The organism is Streptomyces sp. NBC_00322 (genome assembly GCF_036147535.1).
Lineage (GTDB): Bacteria > Actinomycetota > Actinomycetes > Streptomycetales > Streptomycetaceae > Streptomyces.
Window position 1 is genome coordinate 5293312 of sequence record NZ_CP108019.1, and the last position, 18312, is coordinate 5311623.

The 18312-nt window shown below is 69.6% G+C and carries 16 protein-coding genes, 1 tRNA gene and 1 riboswitch; of the genes, 13 read left to right on the forward strand and 4 right to left on the reverse strand.

Annotated elements, in window-relative coordinates:
- Window positions 1-13 precede the first annotated feature (13 nt).
- The 10 genes from OG905_RS24230 (at window position 14) to OG905_RS24275 (ending at window position 11720) form a co-directional block, all read left to right on the forward strand.
- Window positions 14-997, forward strand: a complete 984-nt coding sequence (locus OG905_RS24230; protein ID WP_328677027.1) for a nucleoside triphosphate pyrophosphohydrolase — start codon at window positions 14-16, stop codon at window positions 995-997.
- Window positions 994-2262, forward strand: a complete 1269-nt coding sequence (locus tag OG905_RS24235; protein ID WP_328677029.1) for a cytochrome P450 family protein — start codon at window positions 994-996, stop codon at window positions 2260-2262. Before OG905_RS24230 ends, OG905_RS24235 begins: the two co-directional genes overlap by 4 nt.
- Before the next feature lie 112 nt (window positions 2263-2374).
- Window positions 2375-3241 carry a transglycosylase family protein gene (locus tag OG905_RS24240; protein WP_328677031.1) on the forward strand — a complete coding sequence of 289 codons (867 nt, stop codon included), beginning with the start codon at window positions 2375-2377 and terminating at the stop codon, window positions 3239-3241.
- A gap of 259 nt (window positions 3242-3500) precedes the next feature.
- A riboswitch (cyclic di-AMP (ydaO/yuaA leader) is annotated at window positions 3501-3676 on the forward strand.
- Window positions 3677-3679: 3 nt separating this feature from the next.
- Window positions 3680-4336 carry a transglycosylase family protein gene (locus tag OG905_RS24245; protein WP_328677033.1) on the forward strand — a complete coding sequence of 219 codons (657 nt, stop codon included), beginning with the start codon at window positions 3680-3682 and terminating at the stop codon, window positions 4334-4336.
- 286 nt (window positions 4337-4622) lie between these two features.
- Window positions 4623-5909: a phosphopyruvate hydratase gene (gene eno / locus OG905_RS24250; protein WP_328677035.1), complete on the forward strand. Its 1287-nt coding sequence runs from the start codon at window positions 4623-4625 to the stop codon at window positions 5907-5909.
- Between the two features lie 79 nt (window positions 5910-5988).
- Entirely contained in the window at window positions 5989-6462 is a 474-nt protein-coding gene (locus OG905_RS24255; RefSeq protein WP_266475776.1) for an FtsB family cell division protein, read from the forward strand.
- Between the two features lie 30 nt (window positions 6463-6492).
- Window positions 6493-7026 (forward strand): DUF501 domain-containing protein, encoded by a 534-nt coding sequence (locus OG905_RS24260; protein ID WP_328677041.1) that lies wholly within the window; start codon window positions 6493-6495, stop codon window positions 7024-7026.
- Window positions 7023-7952 carry a Ppx/GppA phosphatase family protein gene (locus OG905_RS24265; RefSeq protein ID WP_328677043.1) on the forward strand — a complete coding sequence of 310 codons (930 nt, stop codon included), beginning with the start codon at window positions 7023-7025 and terminating at the stop codon, window positions 7950-7952. Before OG905_RS24260 ends, OG905_RS24265 begins: the two co-directional genes overlap by 4 nt.
- A gap of 320 nt (window positions 7953-8272) precedes the next feature.
- A complete protein-coding gene (locus OG905_RS24270; protein WP_328677045.1) occupies window positions 8273-9652 on the forward strand; it encodes an NAD(P)/FAD-dependent oxidoreductase in 1380 nt (459 codons plus the stop codon).
- 778 nt (window positions 9653-10430) lie between these two features.
- Window positions 10431-11720, forward strand: coding sequence for a cyclopropane-fatty-acyl-phospholipid synthase family protein (locus OG905_RS24275; RefSeq protein ID WP_328677047.1), 1290 nt, complete (start codon window positions 10431-10433; stop codon window positions 11718-11720).
- A gap of 56 nt (window positions 11721-11776) precedes the next feature.
- On the opposite strand, the gene OG905_RS24280 is transcribed toward OG905_RS24275, so the two are convergent.
- Together OG905_RS24280 and OG905_RS24285 are read right to left on the reverse strand one after the other, a co-directional pair.
- Window positions 11777-14326, reverse strand: a complete 2550-nt coding sequence (locus OG905_RS24280) for an ABC transporter permease (protein ID WP_328677049.1) — start codon at window positions 14324-14326, stop codon at window positions 11777-11779.
- Between the two features lie 62 nt (window positions 14327-14388).
- Complete coding sequence (locus OG905_RS24285) at window positions 14389-15204, reverse strand: ABC transporter ATP-binding protein (protein ID WP_443043979.1); 816 nt, start codon at window positions 15202-15204, stop codon at window positions 14389-14391.
- 319 nt (window positions 15205-15523) lie between these two features.
- On the opposite strand from OG905_RS24285, the gene OG905_RS24290 reads away from it, so the two are divergent.
- Together OG905_RS24290 and OG905_RS24295 are read left to right on the forward strand one after the other, a co-directional pair.
- Window positions 15524-15606, forward strand: a tRNA-Leu gene (locus tag OG905_RS24290).
- A 154-nt stretch (window positions 15607-15760) separates the two neighbouring features.
- Window positions 15761-16633, forward strand: coding sequence for a Bax inhibitor-1/YccA family protein (locus OG905_RS24295; protein WP_328677054.1), 873 nt, complete (start codon window positions 15761-15763; stop codon window positions 16631-16633).
- A gap of 74 nt (window positions 16634-16707) precedes the next feature.
- Here OG905_RS24295 and OG905_RS24300 read toward each other — a convergent pair whose 3' ends face one another.
- Entirely contained in the window at window positions 16708-16938 is a 231-nt protein-coding gene (locus OG905_RS24300) for a DUF4287 domain-containing protein (protein ID WP_328677057.1), read from the reverse strand.
- Window positions 16939-17037: 99 nt separating this feature from the next.
- Here OG905_RS24300 and OG905_RS24305 point away from each other — a divergent pair, with 99 nt between their 5' ends.
- Window positions 17038-17364 (forward strand): hypothetical protein, encoded by a 327-nt coding sequence (locus OG905_RS24305; protein WP_328677059.1) that lies wholly within the window; start codon window positions 17038-17040, stop codon window positions 17362-17364.
- 84 nt (window positions 17365-17448) lie between these two features.
- Here the strand turns inward: OG905_RS24305 and OG905_RS24310 are convergent, their stop codons facing one another.
- Window positions 17449-18276, reverse strand: a complete 828-nt coding sequence (locus tag OG905_RS24310) for a hypothetical protein (protein ID WP_328677061.1) — start codon at window positions 18274-18276, stop codon at window positions 17449-17451.
- Between the last annotated feature and the right edge of the window lie 36 nt (window positions 18277-18312).

The window sequence follows — 18312 nt, forward strand, 5'->3', positions numbered from 1 at the left end:
GTAGGTTCGACGGGTGAGAACAGAAGCACCCGTCGCTCCCGGCCGTATCGTCCTGCTCACCGCGAGCCACCGCGTCGCGCCCGGGCTGCTGTCCTGGCCCGCGTGGCAGACGCTGCACGACGCCGACCAGGTGCTGTGCTCCGACGATGCGCACCCGCAGCTGCCGTATCTGCGCGAGGCGGGCATCGGGGTCGAGATCGCCGCGCCCACCGCGCAGGAGCTTCTCGACGCGTGCGCCGGGGACCGCACCGTGGTGGTGCTGCCCTCCGGCGAGGGCGACCAGGCCCTGACCGACGGTCTTGCCCGGCTCGCCGGATCGGGACGGGTGCAGATGCCGGACCTGGAGCTGCTCCCCGGCTCGTACGATCTGCCCGGCGCGCGCCTTCTCGATCTCGTCCAGGTCATGGACCGGATCCGGCTCGAATGCCCGTGGTCCTCGCAGCAGACCCACAAGGGCCTGGCCAAGTACGGCATCGAGGAGGCGTACGAACTCGTCGAGGCGATCGAGGACGGCGACCGCGACGAGCTGCGCGAGGAGCTCGGTGACGTACTGCTCCAAGTGGTCTTCCACGCGCGTATCGCGCAGGAAGGCCGCGAGGAGGACGGTGCCGAGCCGTTCTCCATCGACGATGTCGCAGCGACGATCGTCGAGAAGCTGATCCACCGCCACCCGCATGTCTTCGGCGACGAGAGCGCCGAGACTCCGGAGGAGGTGAAGGCGCACTGGCTGCGCACGAAGGCGATCGAGAAGCAGCGCGACTCGGTGACGGACGGTGTTCCGCTCGGTCAGCCCGGTCTCGCGCTGGCGGCGAAGCTCGCGAGCCGGGTCCGTACCGCCGGACTGGACGTGGCGCTGCCCGCCGGCGACGGCATCGGCTACGAACTGCTCGGCCTCGCCGTCCGCGCGGAGGCCCAGGGCGCCGACCCGGAGGCCGCGCTGCGAGCCGCCGCCCGCGCCTACCGGGACGCGATCCGTGCCGTCGAGGACCAGGTGTGAGCACCCAGCCCGAGCTCTTCACCTGGGAGTTCGCCACCGATCCGTATCCCGCCTACGCCTGGCTGCGCGAGCACGCGCCCGTGCACCGCACCCGGCTCCCCAGCGGGGTCGAGGCATGGCTGGTGACGCGGTACGCCGATGCCCGTCAGGCCCTCGCCGACCAGCGGCTGTCGAAGAATCCCGCGCACCATGACGAGCCCGCGCACGCGAAGGGGAAGACGGGCATTCCCGGCGAGCGCAAGGCCGAGCTGATGACGCATCTGCTGAACATCGACCCGCCGGACCACACCCGGCTGCGGCGGCTGGTGTCGAAGGCGTTCACCCCGCGCGTCGTCGCCGAATTCGCCCCGCGGGTACAGGAGTTGACCGACCGGCTCATCGACGGCTTCGCGGAGAAGGGGGAGGCGGACCTGATCCACGAGTTCGCGTTCCCGCTGCCCATCTACGCCATCTGCGACATGCTCGGCGTCCCGCGCGAGGACCAGGACGACTTCCGCGACTGGGCGGGGATGATGATCCGCCACGGTGGTGGCCCGCGCGGCGGAGTCGCCCGCTCTGTGAAGAAGATGCGGAGCTATCTCGCCGAACTCATCCATCGCAAAAGGGAAGAACCCGGCGACGACCTGATCTCCGGGCTGATCCGCGCGAGCGACCACGGCGAGCACCTCACCGAGAACGAGGCCGCGGCGATGGCCTTCATCCTTCTCTTCGCGGGCTTCGAGACGACGGTCAATCTCATCGGCAACGGGGTGTACGCGCTGCTGCGCAACCCGGAACAGCGCGAGCGTCTGCAGGACTCCCTGGCCGCGGGGGAGACCCGGGGGGTGACCCCCGGACCCGCAGCGGGAAGCCCCCTTCTGGCGACGGCGGTCGAGGAACTGCTGCGCTACGACGGCCCCGTGGAGCTCGCGACCTGGCGGTTCGCCACCGAGCCGCTGACCATCGGCGGGCAGCGGATCGCGGCGGGCGATCCCGTACTCGTCGTACTCGCGGCAGCCAACCGGGACCCGGAGCGCTTCGACGAGCCGGACACCCTCGATCTCTCCCGGCGTGACAACCAGCATCTCGGGTACGGCCACGGCATCCACTACTGCCTCGGCGCTCCGCTTGCCCGGCTGGAGGGGCAGACCGCGCTCGCGACGCTGCTCAGGAGATTGCCGGACTTGCGGCTTGCGGGCGATCCGGCCGATTTGCGGTGGCGTGGAGGCCTGATTATGCGTGGATTGCGCACTCTGCCCGTTGAGTTCGCGCCTCGACAGATCTGACAGACTGTCAATTCTGTGACTTTCACGTGATCTGCGCTGCATCGACTTGTGATGTGCGCTCGTATGCGACTACTTTCACTGCCGTCTCAGCAGTCACGCGAAAGGCAAACGCATGCTCTCCGGCCATGGTCGCCACCGCCGTCCCCGCCAGGCTCCGGCCATTGTTGTCGCGGCAGGGGTGACGGGATCGGCCATCGCGATCCCCCTTCTCGGAGCCGGTTCGGCCTCCGCCGCCGACGCCTCCATGTGGGACCGCGTCGCCGAGTGCGAGAGCGGTGGCATGTGGAGCGCCGACCTCGGCAACGGGTACTACGGCGGACTCCAGATGTCCCAGGAGACATGGCAGGCCTTCGGCGGCTCGGAGTACGCGCCCACCGCCGACCTCGCCAGCCGCTCGCAGCAGATCGCGGTCGCCGAGAAGGTCCTCGATGCGCAGGGTCCGGCCGCGTGGGCCGGCTGTGCGCCGATCGCCGGGCTGCAGAACGACGGCGCCGCGACCGGCGTCGACCCGGGCACCGCACCCTCGCCCTCGCAGAGCACGGTTCCGGCGCCGGCCGCGCCCACGGAGCCGACCGCCAAGCCCGCCGAGCCGTCCACCACGCCGCCCGCAGACGTGACCGGGTCGGCGACCGAGGCCCCCGATGCGGCGGCGGGCGATGGCAAGCACCGCGGCGAGGCGGCCCCCGAGGAGACCGAGCCGGACAATGCGGACAGTGAGCGCGAAACAGGGCGCCACGCTTCGCGAGGTGACGGTTCGGCACGCACCGAAGCGGACAAGTCGGACAAGGTCGACAGTGCGGACGCCGCGCCGGGCGAGTACACCGTCCTGCCGGGCGACAGCCTCTCCGCGATCGTCGACAAGGAGAAGCTCTCCGGCGGCTGGACCGCGCTCTACGAGAAGAACCGCGAGACCGTCGGCGGCAACCCCGACCTCATCCTTCCTGGCCAGAGCCTTGATCTGGGCCTGAGTCAGGAGTAGTTCGAGGCTGTATGTCCGGTTCTGCGCAAGTGAGACAAGGGTCTCTTTGTCCCAACTGACGCATCTGCCCCGGCGGAATCACCCATTCCGCCCGTCACCTGCGGAAACGTATATGTCCTACTCGGTGAAATGGGCGATTTCTCCCCGATGTTCGTCTTTGAACATCGGGGAGTCGTGTGTCTACGGTCTGAACCGCTCGCCACAGCGGGCACCACTGACCGTCACGCCGAATCCTGCCGTCGGTCGGGGGGAGTAGTCGTCGCGCAGAGCGCCGAAGGCAGGAGCGGGGGACCCAAGGTAAGCGCCGGGCCCGGCCGTTGAGAGATCGACGGCGGAGACCGGCTTGGGGTGAAGTCGCATGCACGAACGTGCGACCGGGCAACTCACTTGGCCCGAACCCGACAGCTCACCTCGTAGGCGTCGGTGAGGAGAAGCTCCATGCTGTTTTCCGGCAAAGCCAAGCACCGTCGCCCGTCCAAGCTCACCCGCATCGCCACGCTCGCCGGTGTCACCGGTGCCGCTGTCGCCGTCCCGCTGATCGGTGCCACCTCGGCCTCCGCCGCGACCGCGTCCGAGTGGGACGCCGTCGCCCAGTGCGAGTCCGGCGGCAACTGGTCCATCAACACGGGCAACGGCTTCTACGGCGGCCTGCAGTTCACCAACTCCACCTGGGCCGCCTACGGTGGCACCGCCTTTGCCTCCCGCGCCGACCTGGCCTCCAAGGACCAGCAGATAGCCGTGGCCGAGAAGGTCCTCGCGGGTCAGGGCAAGGGCGCCTGGCCGAGCTGTGGCGTGAACCTGTCCAGCACGCCGTACACCGGTGGCTCCGCCACCACGCAGCAGGCGAAGCCCGCCGCGAAGCCGGTCGCGAAGCGCGCCGAGGCCCCCACCACCCGCTCCGAGCGCCCCGCCGCCCCGAAGAAGGCAGTGAAGAAGGGCGACGGCGAGTACAAGGTCAAGGCCGGTGACACCCTCGGCAAGATCGCGAAGGCCGAGAAGGTCAAGGGCGGCTGGAAGAAGCTGTTCGAGCTGAACAAGGACATCATCAGCGATGCCGACGTCATCTTCCCGGGCCAGCAGCTCCACCTGAGCTGACCCGAGGAGCCCTGGGACTCCGCTGGACCCGGCGGACCAGCGGACCCTGCGGGCTCTCATCCCCACAGCCACCCCGGCCCCGCGCGCTTTCCCCCGAGCGTGCCGGGCCGGGGTTCTGTCTGTTACCCCCTGGTAGTTCACGCGCTGTTTGTCCCGCGTCGAGTCTCTTCATGCCCTTTTTCGTCCCAGCGGGCGGGCATCTGCCGACCGATGCCCCCGCGCCGGTTAGGCTCTTGCCGCAAGGCCAAAGAGACCCTGCACTTCAAGCGTCACATCCCAGAAGGAGATGCTCGTGCCGTCCATCGACGTCGTCGTAGCCCGGGAAATCCTGGACTCCCGAGGCAATCCCACGGTCGAGGTCGAGGTTGGCCTCGACGACGGCAGCACGGGCCGTGCTGCTGTTCCGTCCGGCGCCTCCACCGGTGCGTTCGAGGCTCTTGAGCTCCGCGACGGTGACCAGAACCGCTACCAGGGCAAGGGCGTCGAGAAGGCCGTCCTCGCCGTCATCGAGCAGATCGGCCCGGAGCTCGTCGGCTACGACGCCACCGAGCAGCGCCTGATCGACCAGGCGATGTTCGACCTGGACGCCACCCCGGACAAGTCCTCGCTCGGCGCCAACGCCATCCTCGGTGTCTCGCTCGCCGTGGCGCACGCCGCCTCCGAGGCCTCCGACCTGCCGCTCTTCCGCTACCTGGGCGGCCCGAACGCGCACCTGCTGCCCGTTCCGATGATGAACATCCTGAACGGCGGCTCGCACGCCGACTCCAATGTGGACATCCAGGAGTTCATGATCGCCCCGATCGGCGCGGAGTCCTTCTCCGAGGCCCTGCGCTGGGGCGCCGAGATCTACCACACGCTGAAGAAGGTCCTGAAGACCAAGGGCCTGTCCACCGGTCTCGGTGACGAGGGCGGCTTCGCGCCGAACCTCGAGTCGAACCGCGCCGCGCTGGACCTGATCCTCGAGGCCATCAAGGAAGCCGGTTACGCCCCCGGCAAGGACATCGCGCTCGCGCTCGACGTCGCCGCGTCCGAGTTCTACAAGGACGGCACGTACGAGTTCGAGGGCAAGTCCCGCTCGGCCGCCGAGATGACCGAGTACTACGAGGAGCTCGTCGCCTCCTACCCGCTGGTCTCCATCGAGGACCCGCTCTTCGAGGACGACTGGGCCGGCTGGAAGGTTCTCACCGACAAGCTGGGCACCAAGGTCCAGATCGTCGGCGACGACCTCTTCGTCACCAACCCGGAGCGCCTGGCCCGCGGCATCGAGGACGGCGCGGCCAACGCCCTGCTCGTCAAGGTCAACCAGATCGGTTCGCTGACCGAGACCCTGGACGCCGTGGAGCTCGCCCAGCGCAGCGGCTTCAAGTGCATGATGTCCCACCGCTCCGGCGAGACCGAGGACGTCACCATCGCCGACCTGGCCGTCGCCACCAACTGCGGCCAGATCAAGACCGGCGCCCCGGCCCGCTCCGAGCGCGTCGCCAAGTACAACCAGCTGCTGCGCATCGAGGAGATCCTCGACGACGCCGCGGTGTACGCGGGCCGCTCGGCGTTCCCGCGCTTCAAGGGCTGACCAGCCCGTCGTCCGTACGTCCCCGGCCGCGGTCCCGTACCGTGTCCGGGGACGTACGTACGTAATGGGGAGGCGGGACATGGCCGGGAAGGACCGCGATCGGTTCTCCACCGCGACCAGGATTCGGCTGCTCGGTGAGCAGACCGCCGCTCGCGTCTACCGCTCCCAGAGCCGCCGCCAGGCCCGCCGCTCCCGGCTGACCGGACGCGCGGCCTTCCTGACACTGGTGGTCTGCTCGCTGGTCGTCGCGCTCGCCTATCCGATGCGGCAGTACGTGTCACAGCGCGCCGACATCGCCGACGAGCAGCGCCGGATGGCCGACGCCCGGGAGCAGGTGGAACGGCTCCGGGACGAGAAGGCGCGCCTCCAGGACGACCAGTACGTCAAGCGCCTGGCCCGCGAGCACCTGCATCTCGTGCTTCCGGGCGAGACCGGCTACACCATGATCGACCCCGAGGCGGCGGAGCAGCGCCGTACGGAAGAGGGGGCGGCCGACCGCCCCTGGTACTCCAACGTCTGGGACGGCGTCGACAACGCCGACCGCCGCAAGTAGAACCGTAGAACTGTTAGAGCCAAGGCAGGCATGGAAACCCCTCCTCCCACCACCGCACCTACCGAGCCGACCGACGCGGACATCGCCGCGTTCAAGGAGCAGCTCGGCCGGCCCCCGCGCGGGCTGCGCGCGATCGCGCACCGCTGCCCCTGCGGACAGCCGGACGTCGTCGAGACCGCGCCGCGGCTCCCCGACGGCACGCCCTTCCCGACGCTGTACTACCTGACCTGCCCGCGGGCCGCTTCGGCGATCGGCACGCTGGAGGCAAACGGCGTGATGAAGGAGATGACCGAGCGCCTGGCGGCCGATCCGGAGCTGGCCGCCGCGTACCGGGCCGCGCACGAGGACTACATCGCGCGCCGCGACGCGATCGAGGAGCTGAAGGACTTCCCGAGCGCCGGCGGTATGCCGGACCGGGTGAAGTGTCTGCACGTGCTGGTCGGCCACTCGCTCGCGGCGGGGCCCGGCGTCAATCCGCTGGGCGACGAGGCGATCGCGATGCTGCCCGAGTGGTGGCGCAAGGGGCCTTGTGTGACGCCTTGTGAAGAAGGGGACAAGCAGTGACCCGGGTCGCCGCCGTCGACTGCGGTACCAACTCCATCCGCCTGCTCGTCGCCGACGTCGACCGTGAGACCGGTGAACTCGTCGACCTGGACCGGCGGATGATCATCGTCCGGCTCGGTCAGGGCGTCGACAAGACCGGCCGGCTCGCGCCGGACGCGCTGGAGCGCACCTTCGCCGCGTGCCGCGAGTACGCCGCGCTGATCAAGCAGTACGGCGCCGAGAATCTCCGCTTCGTGGCCACCTCCGCATCGCGCGACGCCGAGAACCGGGACGACTTCGTGCGCGGGGTGCTCGACATCCTGGGCGTGGAGCCCGAGGTGATCACCGGCGACCAGGAGGCGGAGTTCTCCTTCACCGGTGCGACCGGCGGTCTGCCCGGCCACGAGGAGCGGCTGGTCGTGGACATCGGCGGCGGTTCGACGGAGTTCGTCGTCGGCGCCGGTCATGTGCGTGCGGCCCGGTCCGTCGACATCGGCTGCGTACGGCTGACCGAGCGGCACGCGCTGAGCGACCCGGCGACGCCGGAGCAGATCGCCGCCGTCCGCGCGGACATCGAGGCGGCGCTCGACCTGGCGGAGGAGACGGTCCCGCTGCGCGAGGCCCGCACGCTGGTGGGTCTCGCCGGTTCCGTCACCACGGTGGCGGGGATCGCGCTGGGCCTGGAGGCGTACGAGTCGGAGGCGATCCACCACTCGGTGATCTCCTACGAGCAGGTCCGCGCGATCACCGAATCGCTGCTGAAGTCCACCCACGACGAGCGCGCGGCGATCCCCGTGATGCACCCCGGACGGGTGGACGTCATCGGTGCCGGAGCGCTCGTACTGCTCACGATCATGGAGCGGATCGGGGCCCGGGAAGTGGTCGTCAGCGAGCACGACATCCTGGACGGGATCGCCTGGTCGGTCGCCGGGCAAGGAACTTCGTGAACTTCTTCACAAGGAAAAGGCCCCTGATGGGCACTGTGAGGGGCCGAAAGGCTCCTCCGGCCCGACCGTCGGACCCGGGGGCGCGGATTCCCGGTGCCGCACGGTGGGTTAGCCGGGTGTGAACCGGGGCGGTGGTCCACCCCGGGACGGCCGCTTAGGGGCCAGCTCACGAGGGGTGAACAACGATCGCCACCGCACCGTGGTTCCATGGCCGCGCCATGACCTCGATCACGTGGGCCGCGCAGTGTAGCAGAGGTGGGTCCACACCTTGTGAAGGGGCTCACGAGCGACCCCTCCGAGGGGGGTGGATACTCGATGCCATGAGCACCACGGAGCGTCCCAGGATCCTCGTTGTAGGCGGTGGGTACGTAGGCCTGTACGCAGCTCGACGCATTCTGAAGAAGATGCGCTACGGCGAGGCGACCGTCACGGTCGTCGACCCGCGCTCGTACATGACGTACCAGCCCTTCCTCCCCGAAGCTGCCGCCGGCAGCATCTCGCCTCGGCATGTCGTCGTCCCGCTGCGACGCGTGCTGCCCAAGGCTGAGGTGCTCACCGGCCGAGTCACCACCATCGATCAGGACCGCAAGGTCGCGACGATCTCGCCGCTGGTCGGCGAGGCGTACGAGCTGCCGTTCGACTACCTGATCGTCGCGCTCGGCGCGGTCTCCCGCACCTTCCCGATCCCCGGCCTCGCCGAGCAGGGCATCGGTATGAAGGGCATCGAGGAGGCCATCGGGCTGCGCAACCACGTACTCGAGCAGCTCGACAAGGCCGACTCGACGACGGACGAGGAAGTCCGCCGCAAGGCGCTGACCTTCGTCTTCGTGGGTGGCGGCTTCGCCGGTGCGGAGACCATCGGCGAGGTGGAGGACCTGGCGCGCGACGCGGCCAAGTACTACACCAGCGTCAAGCGCGAGGACATGCGCTTCATCCTGGTCGACGCGGCCGACAAGATCCTTCCCGAGGTGGGCCCGAAGCTGGGCAAGTACGGCAAGGAGCACCTCGAGGGCCGCGGCATCGAGATCTACCTGTCGACCTCGATGGACTCCTGCGTGGACGGCCACGTGGTGCTGAAGAACGGCCTGGAGGCCGACTCCAACACCATCGTCTGGACGGCCGGCGTCAAGCCGAACCCGGCGCTGGCCCGCTACGGCCTGCCGCTCGGCCCGCGCGGTCACGTCGACACGCAGACGACGCTGCAGGTCCAGGGCACCGACTACATCTGGGCCGCGGGCGACAACGCGCAGGTCCCGGACGTGGCGGCGCGCAAGGCCGGCGTCGAGAACGCCTGGTGCCCGCCGAACGCGCAGCACGCGCTGCGGCAGGCGAAGCTCCTCGGCGACAACGTCATCTCCGGCATGCGGGGCTTCCCGCAGAAGGAGTACAGCCACGCCAACAAGGGTGCGGTGGCCGGGCTCGGCCTGCACAAGGGCGTCGCGATGATCGTCATGGGCAAGGTGAAGATCAAGCTCAAGGGCCGTCTGGCGTGGTACATGCACCGCGGCTACCACGGTCTGGCGATGCCGACGTGGAACCGTAAGATCCGGGTCTTCGCGGACTGGACGCTGGCGATGTTCCTCAAGCGCGAGGTGGTCTCGCTCGGCGCGATGGAGTCGCCGCGCGAGGAGTTCTACGAGGCGGCCAAGCCGGCGCCGTCGGTGTCCGCGCCGGCCCCGGAGAAGGCGAAGGCTTCCTAGCCCCGGCGTTTCAGCGAGGGGCCGCCCGCCATCCGTGGTGCGGGCGGCCCCTTCGCTGTGCCTGGGGCTTTTCCCACCCGCCCGCCCTTGGTTGCGGGGGCCCCACGCCCCCGGGCGCGGCAGCTCCGCGCCGAGGGGTGGCCGTGCTTCGCCCCCTGTGCGGGGGCGGCTTCCCGCCCAGGAGATGTCGGGTAGTGCGTACCCCGCGCGCCCCGCGTGCCGCGGCAGCTTCGCGCCGCGGGTGTCCGTGGTTGGCCCCGGTGCGGGGCGTCTCCCGCCTGGCGTTGAGGTGTGGGGGTTCGGGGTGCCTCCACACCCCCGGCGAGCGCGGCGGCTTCGCGTGGCGGGGTGGCTGTGGTTCGCCCTGTGTACGGGGGCCGCTTCCCGCCTGCCCTTGCGGTGCGGAGGGACGAGGTACCCGCATGCCCCGGGCGTGGCAGCTTCGCGCCGCGGACCACACCCCCCCGGCGAGCGGCGGCAGCTTCGCGCCGCGTGCGGTGTCACCGGTGCTGCTGGGTGCGGCGTGGCCGCGGGTTGACGGCAACCGGGCCGACTCGTCGTGAGGCCCGGAGGGGATCGGCGTGTGCGCCGTGTGCGCGGGCGTGGTCCGGGCCTGCGGCGCCGGGTAGGTGTGGGGTGCAGGTAAATTGCTTGGGCATTGCGCGTGCCCGGGAAGCACGCAGGGTGGTCGGATTGTTCCCAGGAGTGCATCGCGCTGCCACAAGCGCGGCGCGATGCCGGAGCATTTCTGGGATCCATCGTCACGGAGGTGTGCGCCATGGGCGACGCCGCGATGCGGCTGACCACTCTTGCCGAGGAGTTGCTGGGGGCCCCGCTCCCGGTTCGTATCCGGGCCTGGGACGGTAGTGAGTCCGGGCCTCCAGGCGCTCCCGTACTCGTCGTCCGGCACCGCCGCGCCCTGCGCCGGCTGCTGTGGCGGCCCGGTGAGCTCGGGCTCGCGCGGGCCTGGGTGGCCGGGGAGATCGACGTCGAAGGTGATCTGTACGCCGCCCTTGACCTGCTCTCCGGGATCATCTGGGAGCGCGGCGACGAGAGCCCCACGTCCGGCCACCCCCTGCGAGACCCCCGCCTGCGGGCCGCCGCCCGAGGCCTGCTGAAGATCGGCGGCGCACTGCCGCCCCCGCCCCCGCCCGCCGAGGAGGTCCGCCGCCGCGCCGGGCCGTTGCACACCAAGCGCCGCGACAAGAAGGCCATCAGCCACCACTACGACGTAGGCAACCCCTTCTACGAACTCGTCCTCGGGCCGTCCATGGTCTACTCGTGCGCCTACTGGCAGGACGGCGGCACCCTTGAGGACGCCCAGCGCGACAAGCTCGACCTCGTCTGCCGCAAGCTCGGCCTCAAGGAGGGCGACCGGCTGCTCGACGTCGGCTGCGGCTGGGGCTCCATGGCCATGCACGCCGCCCGCGAGTACGGCGTCCAGGTCACCGGCATCACCCTCTCCCGTGAGCAGGCCGCGTACGCACGTAAGCGCATCGCCGAAGAGGGACTCACCGACCGGATCGAGATCCGCGTCCAGGACTACCGGGACGTCAGGGACGGTCCGTACGACGCCATTTCCTCCATCGGCATGGCCGAACACGTCGGCCAGGTCCGCTACCACCAGTACGCCGAACAGCTCTTCTCGCTGCTGGAGCCCGGCGGCCGGCTCCTCAACCACCAGATCGCCCGCCCCCCGGAGGCGAACGAATCCGCCTACCACGTGGACGAGTTCATCGACCGCTACGTCTTCCCCGACGGCGAGCTCGCGCCCCTCGGCCGTACCGTCACCAGCCTTGAGGCGGCCGGCTTCGAGGTGCGTGACGTCGAGGCGATCCGCGAGCACTACGCCCTGACCCTGCGCCGCTGGGTCGCCAACCTCGAGGCCGACTGGGACCAGGCCGTGCGCCACAGCTCACCGGGACGCGCCCGCGTCTGGCGGCTCTACATGGCCGCCTGCGCGATCTCCTTCGAGCGCAACAAGATCGGCGTCAACCAGATCCTCGCCGTGAAGACGCCCGAGAGCGGTGCCTCAGGGCTGCCGCTGCGGACCCGCACCTGGACCTGAGAACATGCGAGGGCCCCGCGACCACACCGGTCGCGGGGCCCTCAACATCCGTATCGCTACTCCGTCTTGATCGCCGTCAGCATGTTCAGCTTCGCGGCGCTGCGCGCCGGCCACATCGCGGCCAGCACCCCGACCACTCCGGCCAGCAGCAGGAAGATCCCGATCCGGTCCCACGGCACGACCAGCGTGTATTCGGGGATCTCCGACTTGAGCGTCTCGCCCAGCGCCCAGGCCAGGAAGGATCCGAGCCCGATACCGATCACCGCGCCGAAGAGCGAGATCACCACCGCCTCCAGGCGGATCATGCGCTTGACCTTGCGGCGGTCGAGGCCGATCGCCCGCAGCATGCCGATCTCCTGCTGACGCTCGAAGACGGACATCGCGAGCGTGTTGATGACGCCGAGCACCGCGATGATCAGGGCCATCGCCAGCAGTCCGTACATGATGTTCAGCATCGTGTTGATCATGCCGCCGAACATGTTCCGGATGTCCTGGCGATCCTTGATGCTCATCGCCGGGTTGTCGCCCAGCGCGTCCACCAGCGCCTGCTCGTTCGCCTCGCTCGCGCCGCCGTCCATCTTCACCCAGACCTCGGGGATGTACGGCTTCGCCTCGAAGGGCGCGACCAGCGACTTCGACACCAGGACCGGCGAGAGGAACTCGTTGTCCTGGTAGACCGCTCCGACCGTCAGATTCTTGGTCTCTGTCCTGCCGCCCTCGCTGTGGTCACCGAACTTCACCGGCAGGGTGTCCCCGGCCTTCCAGCCCTTGGACTTGGCGGTCTTCTCGGCCACCGCGATCTGACCCTTGGCGAGCGTCGACAGCGAGCCGCTGACGGTCTTCAGGGCGAGGACCTTCTCCACGTCCCCGGGGGTGACCGCGGAGACGGAGTGGAACTCGTTCTTGATCTCCAGCGAGGTGGCCTGCTGTGGCGAGACCGCGCTGACACCCTTCGCCTTCTCCAGCGCGGTGAGCGCCGACTTGTCGAGGCCGCCGCCTCCGGCCATGGTGACCATGTAGTCGGCGCGGATGTTGTCCGTGGTCGTCTTGTCGATGGCCTGGCCCAGCGTGACGCCGATGACCGTGAGACCGGTGACCAGGGTGAGGCCGATCGACAGCGCCGATGCGGTGGCTCCGGTACGGCGGGGGTTGCGGACCGCGTTCTGTCCGGCCAGCTTGCCCGAGACTCCGAAGACCCGGTGCAGCAGCGGCCGCGCCAGCGCGATGACCGGACGGGACAGCAGCGGGATCAGCACGATGATGCCGATCAGCGCCAGGAACGCGCCGCCGCCGATCATCATCCGGCCGTCGTCCTTGCCGGTCGCCGCACCGGCGAAGATCGCCGCCGTGCCGGCCAGCATGATGACGCTGCCGATGCTGTTGCGTACGACCAGGGACTTGGTCGTCGCGGGCAGATGGGCGCTGCCCATCGCCGCCACCGGCGGGATCTTCGCGGCCCGGCGGGCGGGCAGCCACGCGGCGAGCACGGTGACGAGGACGCCGACCGTGAGCGCGGCGATGATCGCGGTGGGCGAGATCACCAGCGGACCGGCCGGCACCTTCGCGCCGAAGGAGGTCATCGCCGAGCGCAGCCCGGTCGCGAGACCGATACCGAGGACGAAGCCGATCACCGAGGCGAGGGTGCCGACGACCAGCGCCTCCAGCATTACGGAGCGCTTGACCTGCCGGCGCGAGGCACCGACGGCGCGCATCAGCGCCAGCTCCCTGGTGCGCTGGGCGACCAGCATGGTGAAGGTGTTGGCGATCAGGAAGATGCCGACGAAGAGGGCGATGGCCGCGAAGGCGAGGAGCATCGTGTTGAGGTTGGACAGGCCTTGCTCGATCTCCCGGGCCTGCTCGTCGGCGAGCTCCTTGCCGGTCTGCACCTGGGCGTCCTTGGGCAGCAGTGGCCGGACCGCGTCCAGGATCTTCTGGTCGGAGGCCCCGGCCGCGGCTGCGATCGTGACGTCCTTGAAGTGGCCGGGCCGCAGATAGAGCTTCTGCGCGACGGAGGTGTCGAAGAGGACGAGGCTGCCGCCCGCGTTGACGGCGCCGTCCTCGGTGGTGAAGACACCGGAGAGGGTGTAGTCCTTCGCCGGGCCGTTGGTCGCGACCCGCACGGTGTCCCCGACCCGGTACTTGCCCTTGTCGGCGGAGTCCTCGTCGAGGGCGATCTGCGAGTCCCGCTCCGGCCCCGAACCGTCGGTGAAGGTGTAGGCGGAGTCCTTGCCGTCCTTGCCGGGGGCGAAGTTCGCGCCGGTGTTGGACCAGCCGTTGCCGATCAGCTTGCCGTCCTGGTCGGCGACCCCGGCGAAGCCGGAGACCCGCCCGGTGGCACCGGCGACCCCGTCCAGACCCCGGATCTTCTCCAGGGTCCTGGTGTCGATGGCGTCTTTCTGGTTGGTGTCTTTCTGGCTCGCGTACGTCGTGACGACGACCGCGACGTTGTCGTAGCTCTTGGCCGACTGGTTGCGGTAGGCGTTGCCGAGGGTGTCGGTGAAGACCAGGGTGCCGGAGACGAAGGCCACGCCGAGCATCACGGCGAGCACGGTCATCAGCAGCCTGGCTTTGTGCGCGAGCACATTGCGCAGGGCGGTACGGAACATGTCTGTGTCAGTCCTGAGGTGAGAGCCGGACAGGGCCTAGGGGGAGGAGGAGCACTGGCCGTTCAGCTGGTCCGGCCCTTGGAGTCGAACTCCTTCATCCGGTCGAGGACGCCGTCGGCGGTGGGGCTGAGCATCTCGTCGACGATCCGGCCGTCCGCCAGGAAGATCACCCGGTCGGCATAGGAGGCGGCCACCGGGTCGTGGGTGACCATGACGACGGTCTGGCCGAGCTCCCGTACCGAGTTGCGCAGGAAGCCCAGCACCTCGGCGCCCGAGCGGGAGTCCAGGTTTCCGGTCGGCTCGTCGCCGAAGATGATGTCCGGCCGCGAGGCGAGTGCGCGGGCGACGGCGACGCGCTGCTGCTGGCCGCCGGAGAGCTCCGTGGGGCGGTGGCTGAGCCGGTCCCGCAGGCCCACCATGTCGATGACCTGCTGCAGCCACTGCTTGTCGGGCCTGCGGCCCGCGATGTCCATCGGGAGGGTGATGTTCTCCTGCGCGGTGAGCGTGGGCAGCAGGTTGAACGCTTGGAAGATGAAGCCGATCTTGTCCCGGCGCAGCTGGGTCAGCTGCTTGTCCTTGAGCGAGCCGAGCTCGGTCTCACCGATCCGTACGGATCCGGAGCTGAAGCTGTCGAGGCCGGCCACGCAGTGCATCAGCGTGGACTTGCCGGAGCCCGAGGGCCCCATGATCGCGGTGAACTCCGCCTGCCGGAAGTCGACGGTCACCCGGTCCAGCGCGACCACCTGGGTCTCGCCCTGTCCGTACACCTTGGACAGATCCGTGGCGCGGGCGGCCACTGCGGTGGCGCGGTGAGCGATGGGAGTGGTGGTGGTCACGAGGAGGGCTCCTGTCGAGGTGTGTCGTGGGGACCACCCCATCGTGTCTGCCGCCGCGCGCCGGATCGTCAGTCCCGGTGCCCGTTCCCGGGGGCCACTTGGGTCGGACCGCAGGGCCCGATCGTCCTCCTTTGGTATGACGGCGTCCCTGAGACGCGAGGAGGGGAAGGGCGGCGACTTTCCGTCATTCCGGTGTACGTGAGACGGCGTCCGCGGGCCCGGCAGGGCGGCCACGAATGCCCTGCCACCTGCACTGACGCACCCTCAGACGCCAGTAAAATAAGACAACTTCGGGCCATGGGCCGGGAGGCCGGGCGATCTACCCGGATAGGCTCGGGTGCCAACGCGGACCGCACGCCATGCCCGGATGGTGGAATGCAGACACGGCGAGCTTAAACCTCGCTGCCCCTCGGGGGCGTGCCGGTTCAAGTCCGGCTCCGGGCACTTCGCCGCCCGGTCGAACCGCCCGGGCGGCGCCGGTACCGGTCTTGATTCCGGTCACGATCGCGGAAAGATCCTCCCCGAGCACTAGGGCGTTCCTTTTGCTTGCCCATTACTCTGGCTCCAAGGCCGCGCAGGGTGGCCATGGAGGAGTGAGATGAGGAGCAGTAACCCGGTCTTCTCGCGACGGGGGTTCAGCCGCGACAACGCCTACGCGGGATTCAACGCGCAGCAGCCGCAGGCCGGGAGCCCCGCCGTAGGAACCAGCCCCTACGCACAGGGCGCGGGCAACCCGTACGCCACCAACCCCTACGCTCCGGCGGACACGCAGTACGGCGCCCCGGCGCCCGCGCGCACCAACGCCATGACGATGGACGACGTCGTCTCGCGTACCGCCATGACCCTGGGCACCGTCGCCGTCGGCGCGATCCTCGCCTGGGTGGTGCTGCCCGTCTCGTCCACCAGCTATGCGCTCGCCTTCGGCGCCGCACTGGTGGCGTTCGTCCTCGCGATCATTCAGTCCTTCAAGCGGACGCCGTCGCCCGCGCTGATCCTCGGCTATGCCGCGTTCGAGGGCATTTTCCTCGGCGTCATCAGCGAGATGTACAACAGTGTCTGGTCGGGTGCGCCCTTCCAGGCAGTGCTGGGCACCATGGCGGTCAGCGGCGCCACCCTCTTCATGTACAAGCAGCGCTGGATCCGGGTCACCGCCCGGTATGCCCGCATCGGCATGACCATCGCGATCGCCTTCATCGTCGTGATGGCCGTGAACCTCCTGCTGGTGGTCTTCGGCGTCGCCGAGGACGGCGGTCTGCGCAGCTTCGGCCCGCTCGGCGCGATCGTGGGCATCCTCGCGATCCTGATCGGCTGCTTCTTCCTGACGCTGGACTTCAAGCAGATCGAGGACGGCATCGCCTACGGCGCTCCGCGTGAGGAGTCCTGGCTGGCGGCCTTCGGTCTGACGATGTCGCTGGTCTGGATCTACCTGGAGATGCTGCGACTGGTCGCGATCTTCAGCGGCGACGACTAGCAGGACCGGTTGTCAGAGGCGTGACGAAGGGCCCGTACGGCGAGAGCCGGGCGGGCCCTTCGGCGTCTCGAGACCTAGAGCAGTTTGCGCGCGGCGCGCCTCAGGTCGTACTCATGGATGATCGCTTTGGCATGTCCGTAAGCGAGATCGTGCTCGCTCCGGAGCCAGCTGACCTTCTCCTCGAAGCGGAAGAGGGATGGGCCCTCCTCGACGGTGCGAAGCCAGTCGGAGATTTCACGACCGGTGCAGTGAGGGATTCGGGAGAGCAGATTTCGATGGGTCTCTTCGGAGAAGACTTGGGACATCGGCGCCTCCGGACGCGTTGCGCGTGTGCTCCTTCACGCCACCGTGCCTGAGCGTTCGCGTATTGGCAACAGTGCGGTCTCGGCGCATAGGGTCGCGGGGTGCGTGATACGAGTGAGCTGACGGCCGCGGTGGACCGCTTCGCCGACCGTTTGAGGGCCGCGCCGCAGAGTCGGCTGCAGCGTGGTGCGGCGGCCGAAGGCCTCGCGCTGGCCAGGGAGTTGGCACTGCGTGCCCAGTACATCGAGACCCCCGGAAGCGAGCCGAGGGTCATGCCGGAGGCGGGCCTGTTTGCGGTCGCGGATCAGCTGATGGTGGCCGGGCGAGATTTGGCCGAGGCATTGAGAATGGCCCCGTCCGGTTCCATGGCGGAGGTTGACGAGGCCGTGAATCTGGTGCGTGAGGCGGTGGGCCGGGCGGGGCTGTAGCCCGGGGGCCGACGAGCCCGTGGGGGGTCTGTGGGGCGTTTGGCCCCGGGCCCGCGGGATTCGACACCGCGGGCAGGGACGGGGTTACAGCGAGGCGATGACGCGGTCCGCGAGGATGTAGACGCTCTCCTCGCCGCACGCGAACGTCAGGGCGTACGCGCCCGAGACTCCGGAGCCGCCCAGCAGCACCGGGGTGTCGCCCACCCGCAGCGCCTCGGCGAGCCTCTCGGCGGTCTCGCGGTGGCCGGGGGTCATACACAGCGTCGTACCGTCCGCGAAGACGTACACGTCGAGCGTGCCCAGCGGCCCGGGACGTACGTCCGCGAGCTCCGTGCGCGTCTCGGCGAGCTCCTCCAGGCGGGCCACGGTGCGCTCGTGGTCGGTGACGACCGGGGTCGTCTGGACCGGGACGAAGTCCGGGTGCGAGGGGTGGCGGCGGCGGGCCGCGGCCAGTTCGGGGGAGTCCTCGGCGAACTCCGTCACCTCGGGCAGGTCCGCCAGGTCGTCCAGCGCCTCGACCGCCTCGAAGTCCATCGCCTCAAGGCCCACGAAGTCGGCCTGGCGCGGTACGTAGAAGGGGGGCAGCTCGTCGCCCGGCGCGGCCAGGCCGCCCAGCAGGGACGGCGCGTCCGCGGCGTCGCGCGACTCCTGCGCCGCCCAGAAGGCGCGCGCCTCGGCCAGCTCGCGCTCGCGCTCCTCGGCCAGCGCCTCGGCGACCGCGGCGCGTATCTCGGCGGCGGGGGTGGGTCGGGCCTGCGGCACGGTCGCGAGACGGCCGGTACCGTGCGCGGCCAGCTCGCTGCGAAGGGCCGTGACCTGCATACGGAGCCCGTGGGCGGCGTGCAGGGCAGCGGCGCCCACGGCGGTGGCGGCGGCCGTGGTCAGCAGCAGGGCAAGAGAAATGGCGCTCACTGACGTACTCCTGGTTTCAATCGATCCCCCGACTTC

What these genes read in the sequence shown, in the direction of transcription:
- OG905_RS24240 (WP_328677031.1), top strand. Translation starts at nt 2,375, where the DNA reads ATGCTCTCCGGCCATGGTCGCCACCGCCGTCCCCGCCAGGCTCCGGCC.
- OG905_RS24245 (WP_328677033.1), top strand. Translation starts at nt 3,680, where the DNA reads ATGCTGTTTTCCGGCAAAGCCAAGCACCGTCGCCCGTCCAAGCTCACC.
- eno (WP_328677035.1), top strand. Translation starts at nt 4,623, where the DNA reads ATGCTCGTGCCGTCCATCGACGTCGTCGTAGCCCGGGAAATCCTGGAC.
- OG905_RS24255 (WP_266475776.1), top strand. Translation starts at nt 5,989, where the DNA reads ATGGCCGGGAAGGACCGCGATCGGTTCTCCACCGCGACCAGGATTCGG.
- OG905_RS24260 (WP_328677041.1), top strand. Translation starts at nt 6,493, where the DNA reads ATGGAAACCCCTCCTCCCACCACCGCACCTACCGAGCCGACCGACGCG.
- OG905_RS24270 (WP_328677045.1), top strand. Translation starts at nt 8,273, where the DNA reads ATGAGCACCACGGAGCGTCCCAGGATCCTCGTTGTAGGCGGTGGGTAC.
- OG905_RS24275 (WP_328677047.1), top strand. Translation starts at nt 10,431, where the DNA reads ATGGGCGACGCCGCGATGCGGCTGACCACTCTTGCCGAGGAGTTGCTG.
- OG905_RS24280 (WP_328677049.1), bottom strand. Translation starts at nt 14,326, where the DNA reads ATGTTCCGTACCGCCCTGCGCAATGTGCTCGCGCACAAAGCCAGGCTG.
- OG905_RS24285 (WP_443043979.1), bottom strand. Translation starts at nt 15,204, where the DNA reads ATGGGGTGGTCCCCACGACACACCTCGACAGGAGCCCTCCTCGTGACC.
- OG905_RS24295 (WP_328677054.1), top strand. Translation starts at nt 15,761, where the DNA reads ATGAGGAGCAGTAACCCGGTCTTCTCGCGACGGGGGTTCAGCCGCGAC.
- OG905_RS24300 (WP_328677057.1), bottom strand. Translation starts at nt 16,938, where the DNA reads ATGTCCCAAGTCTTCTCCGAAGAGACCCATCGAAATCTGCTCTCCCGA.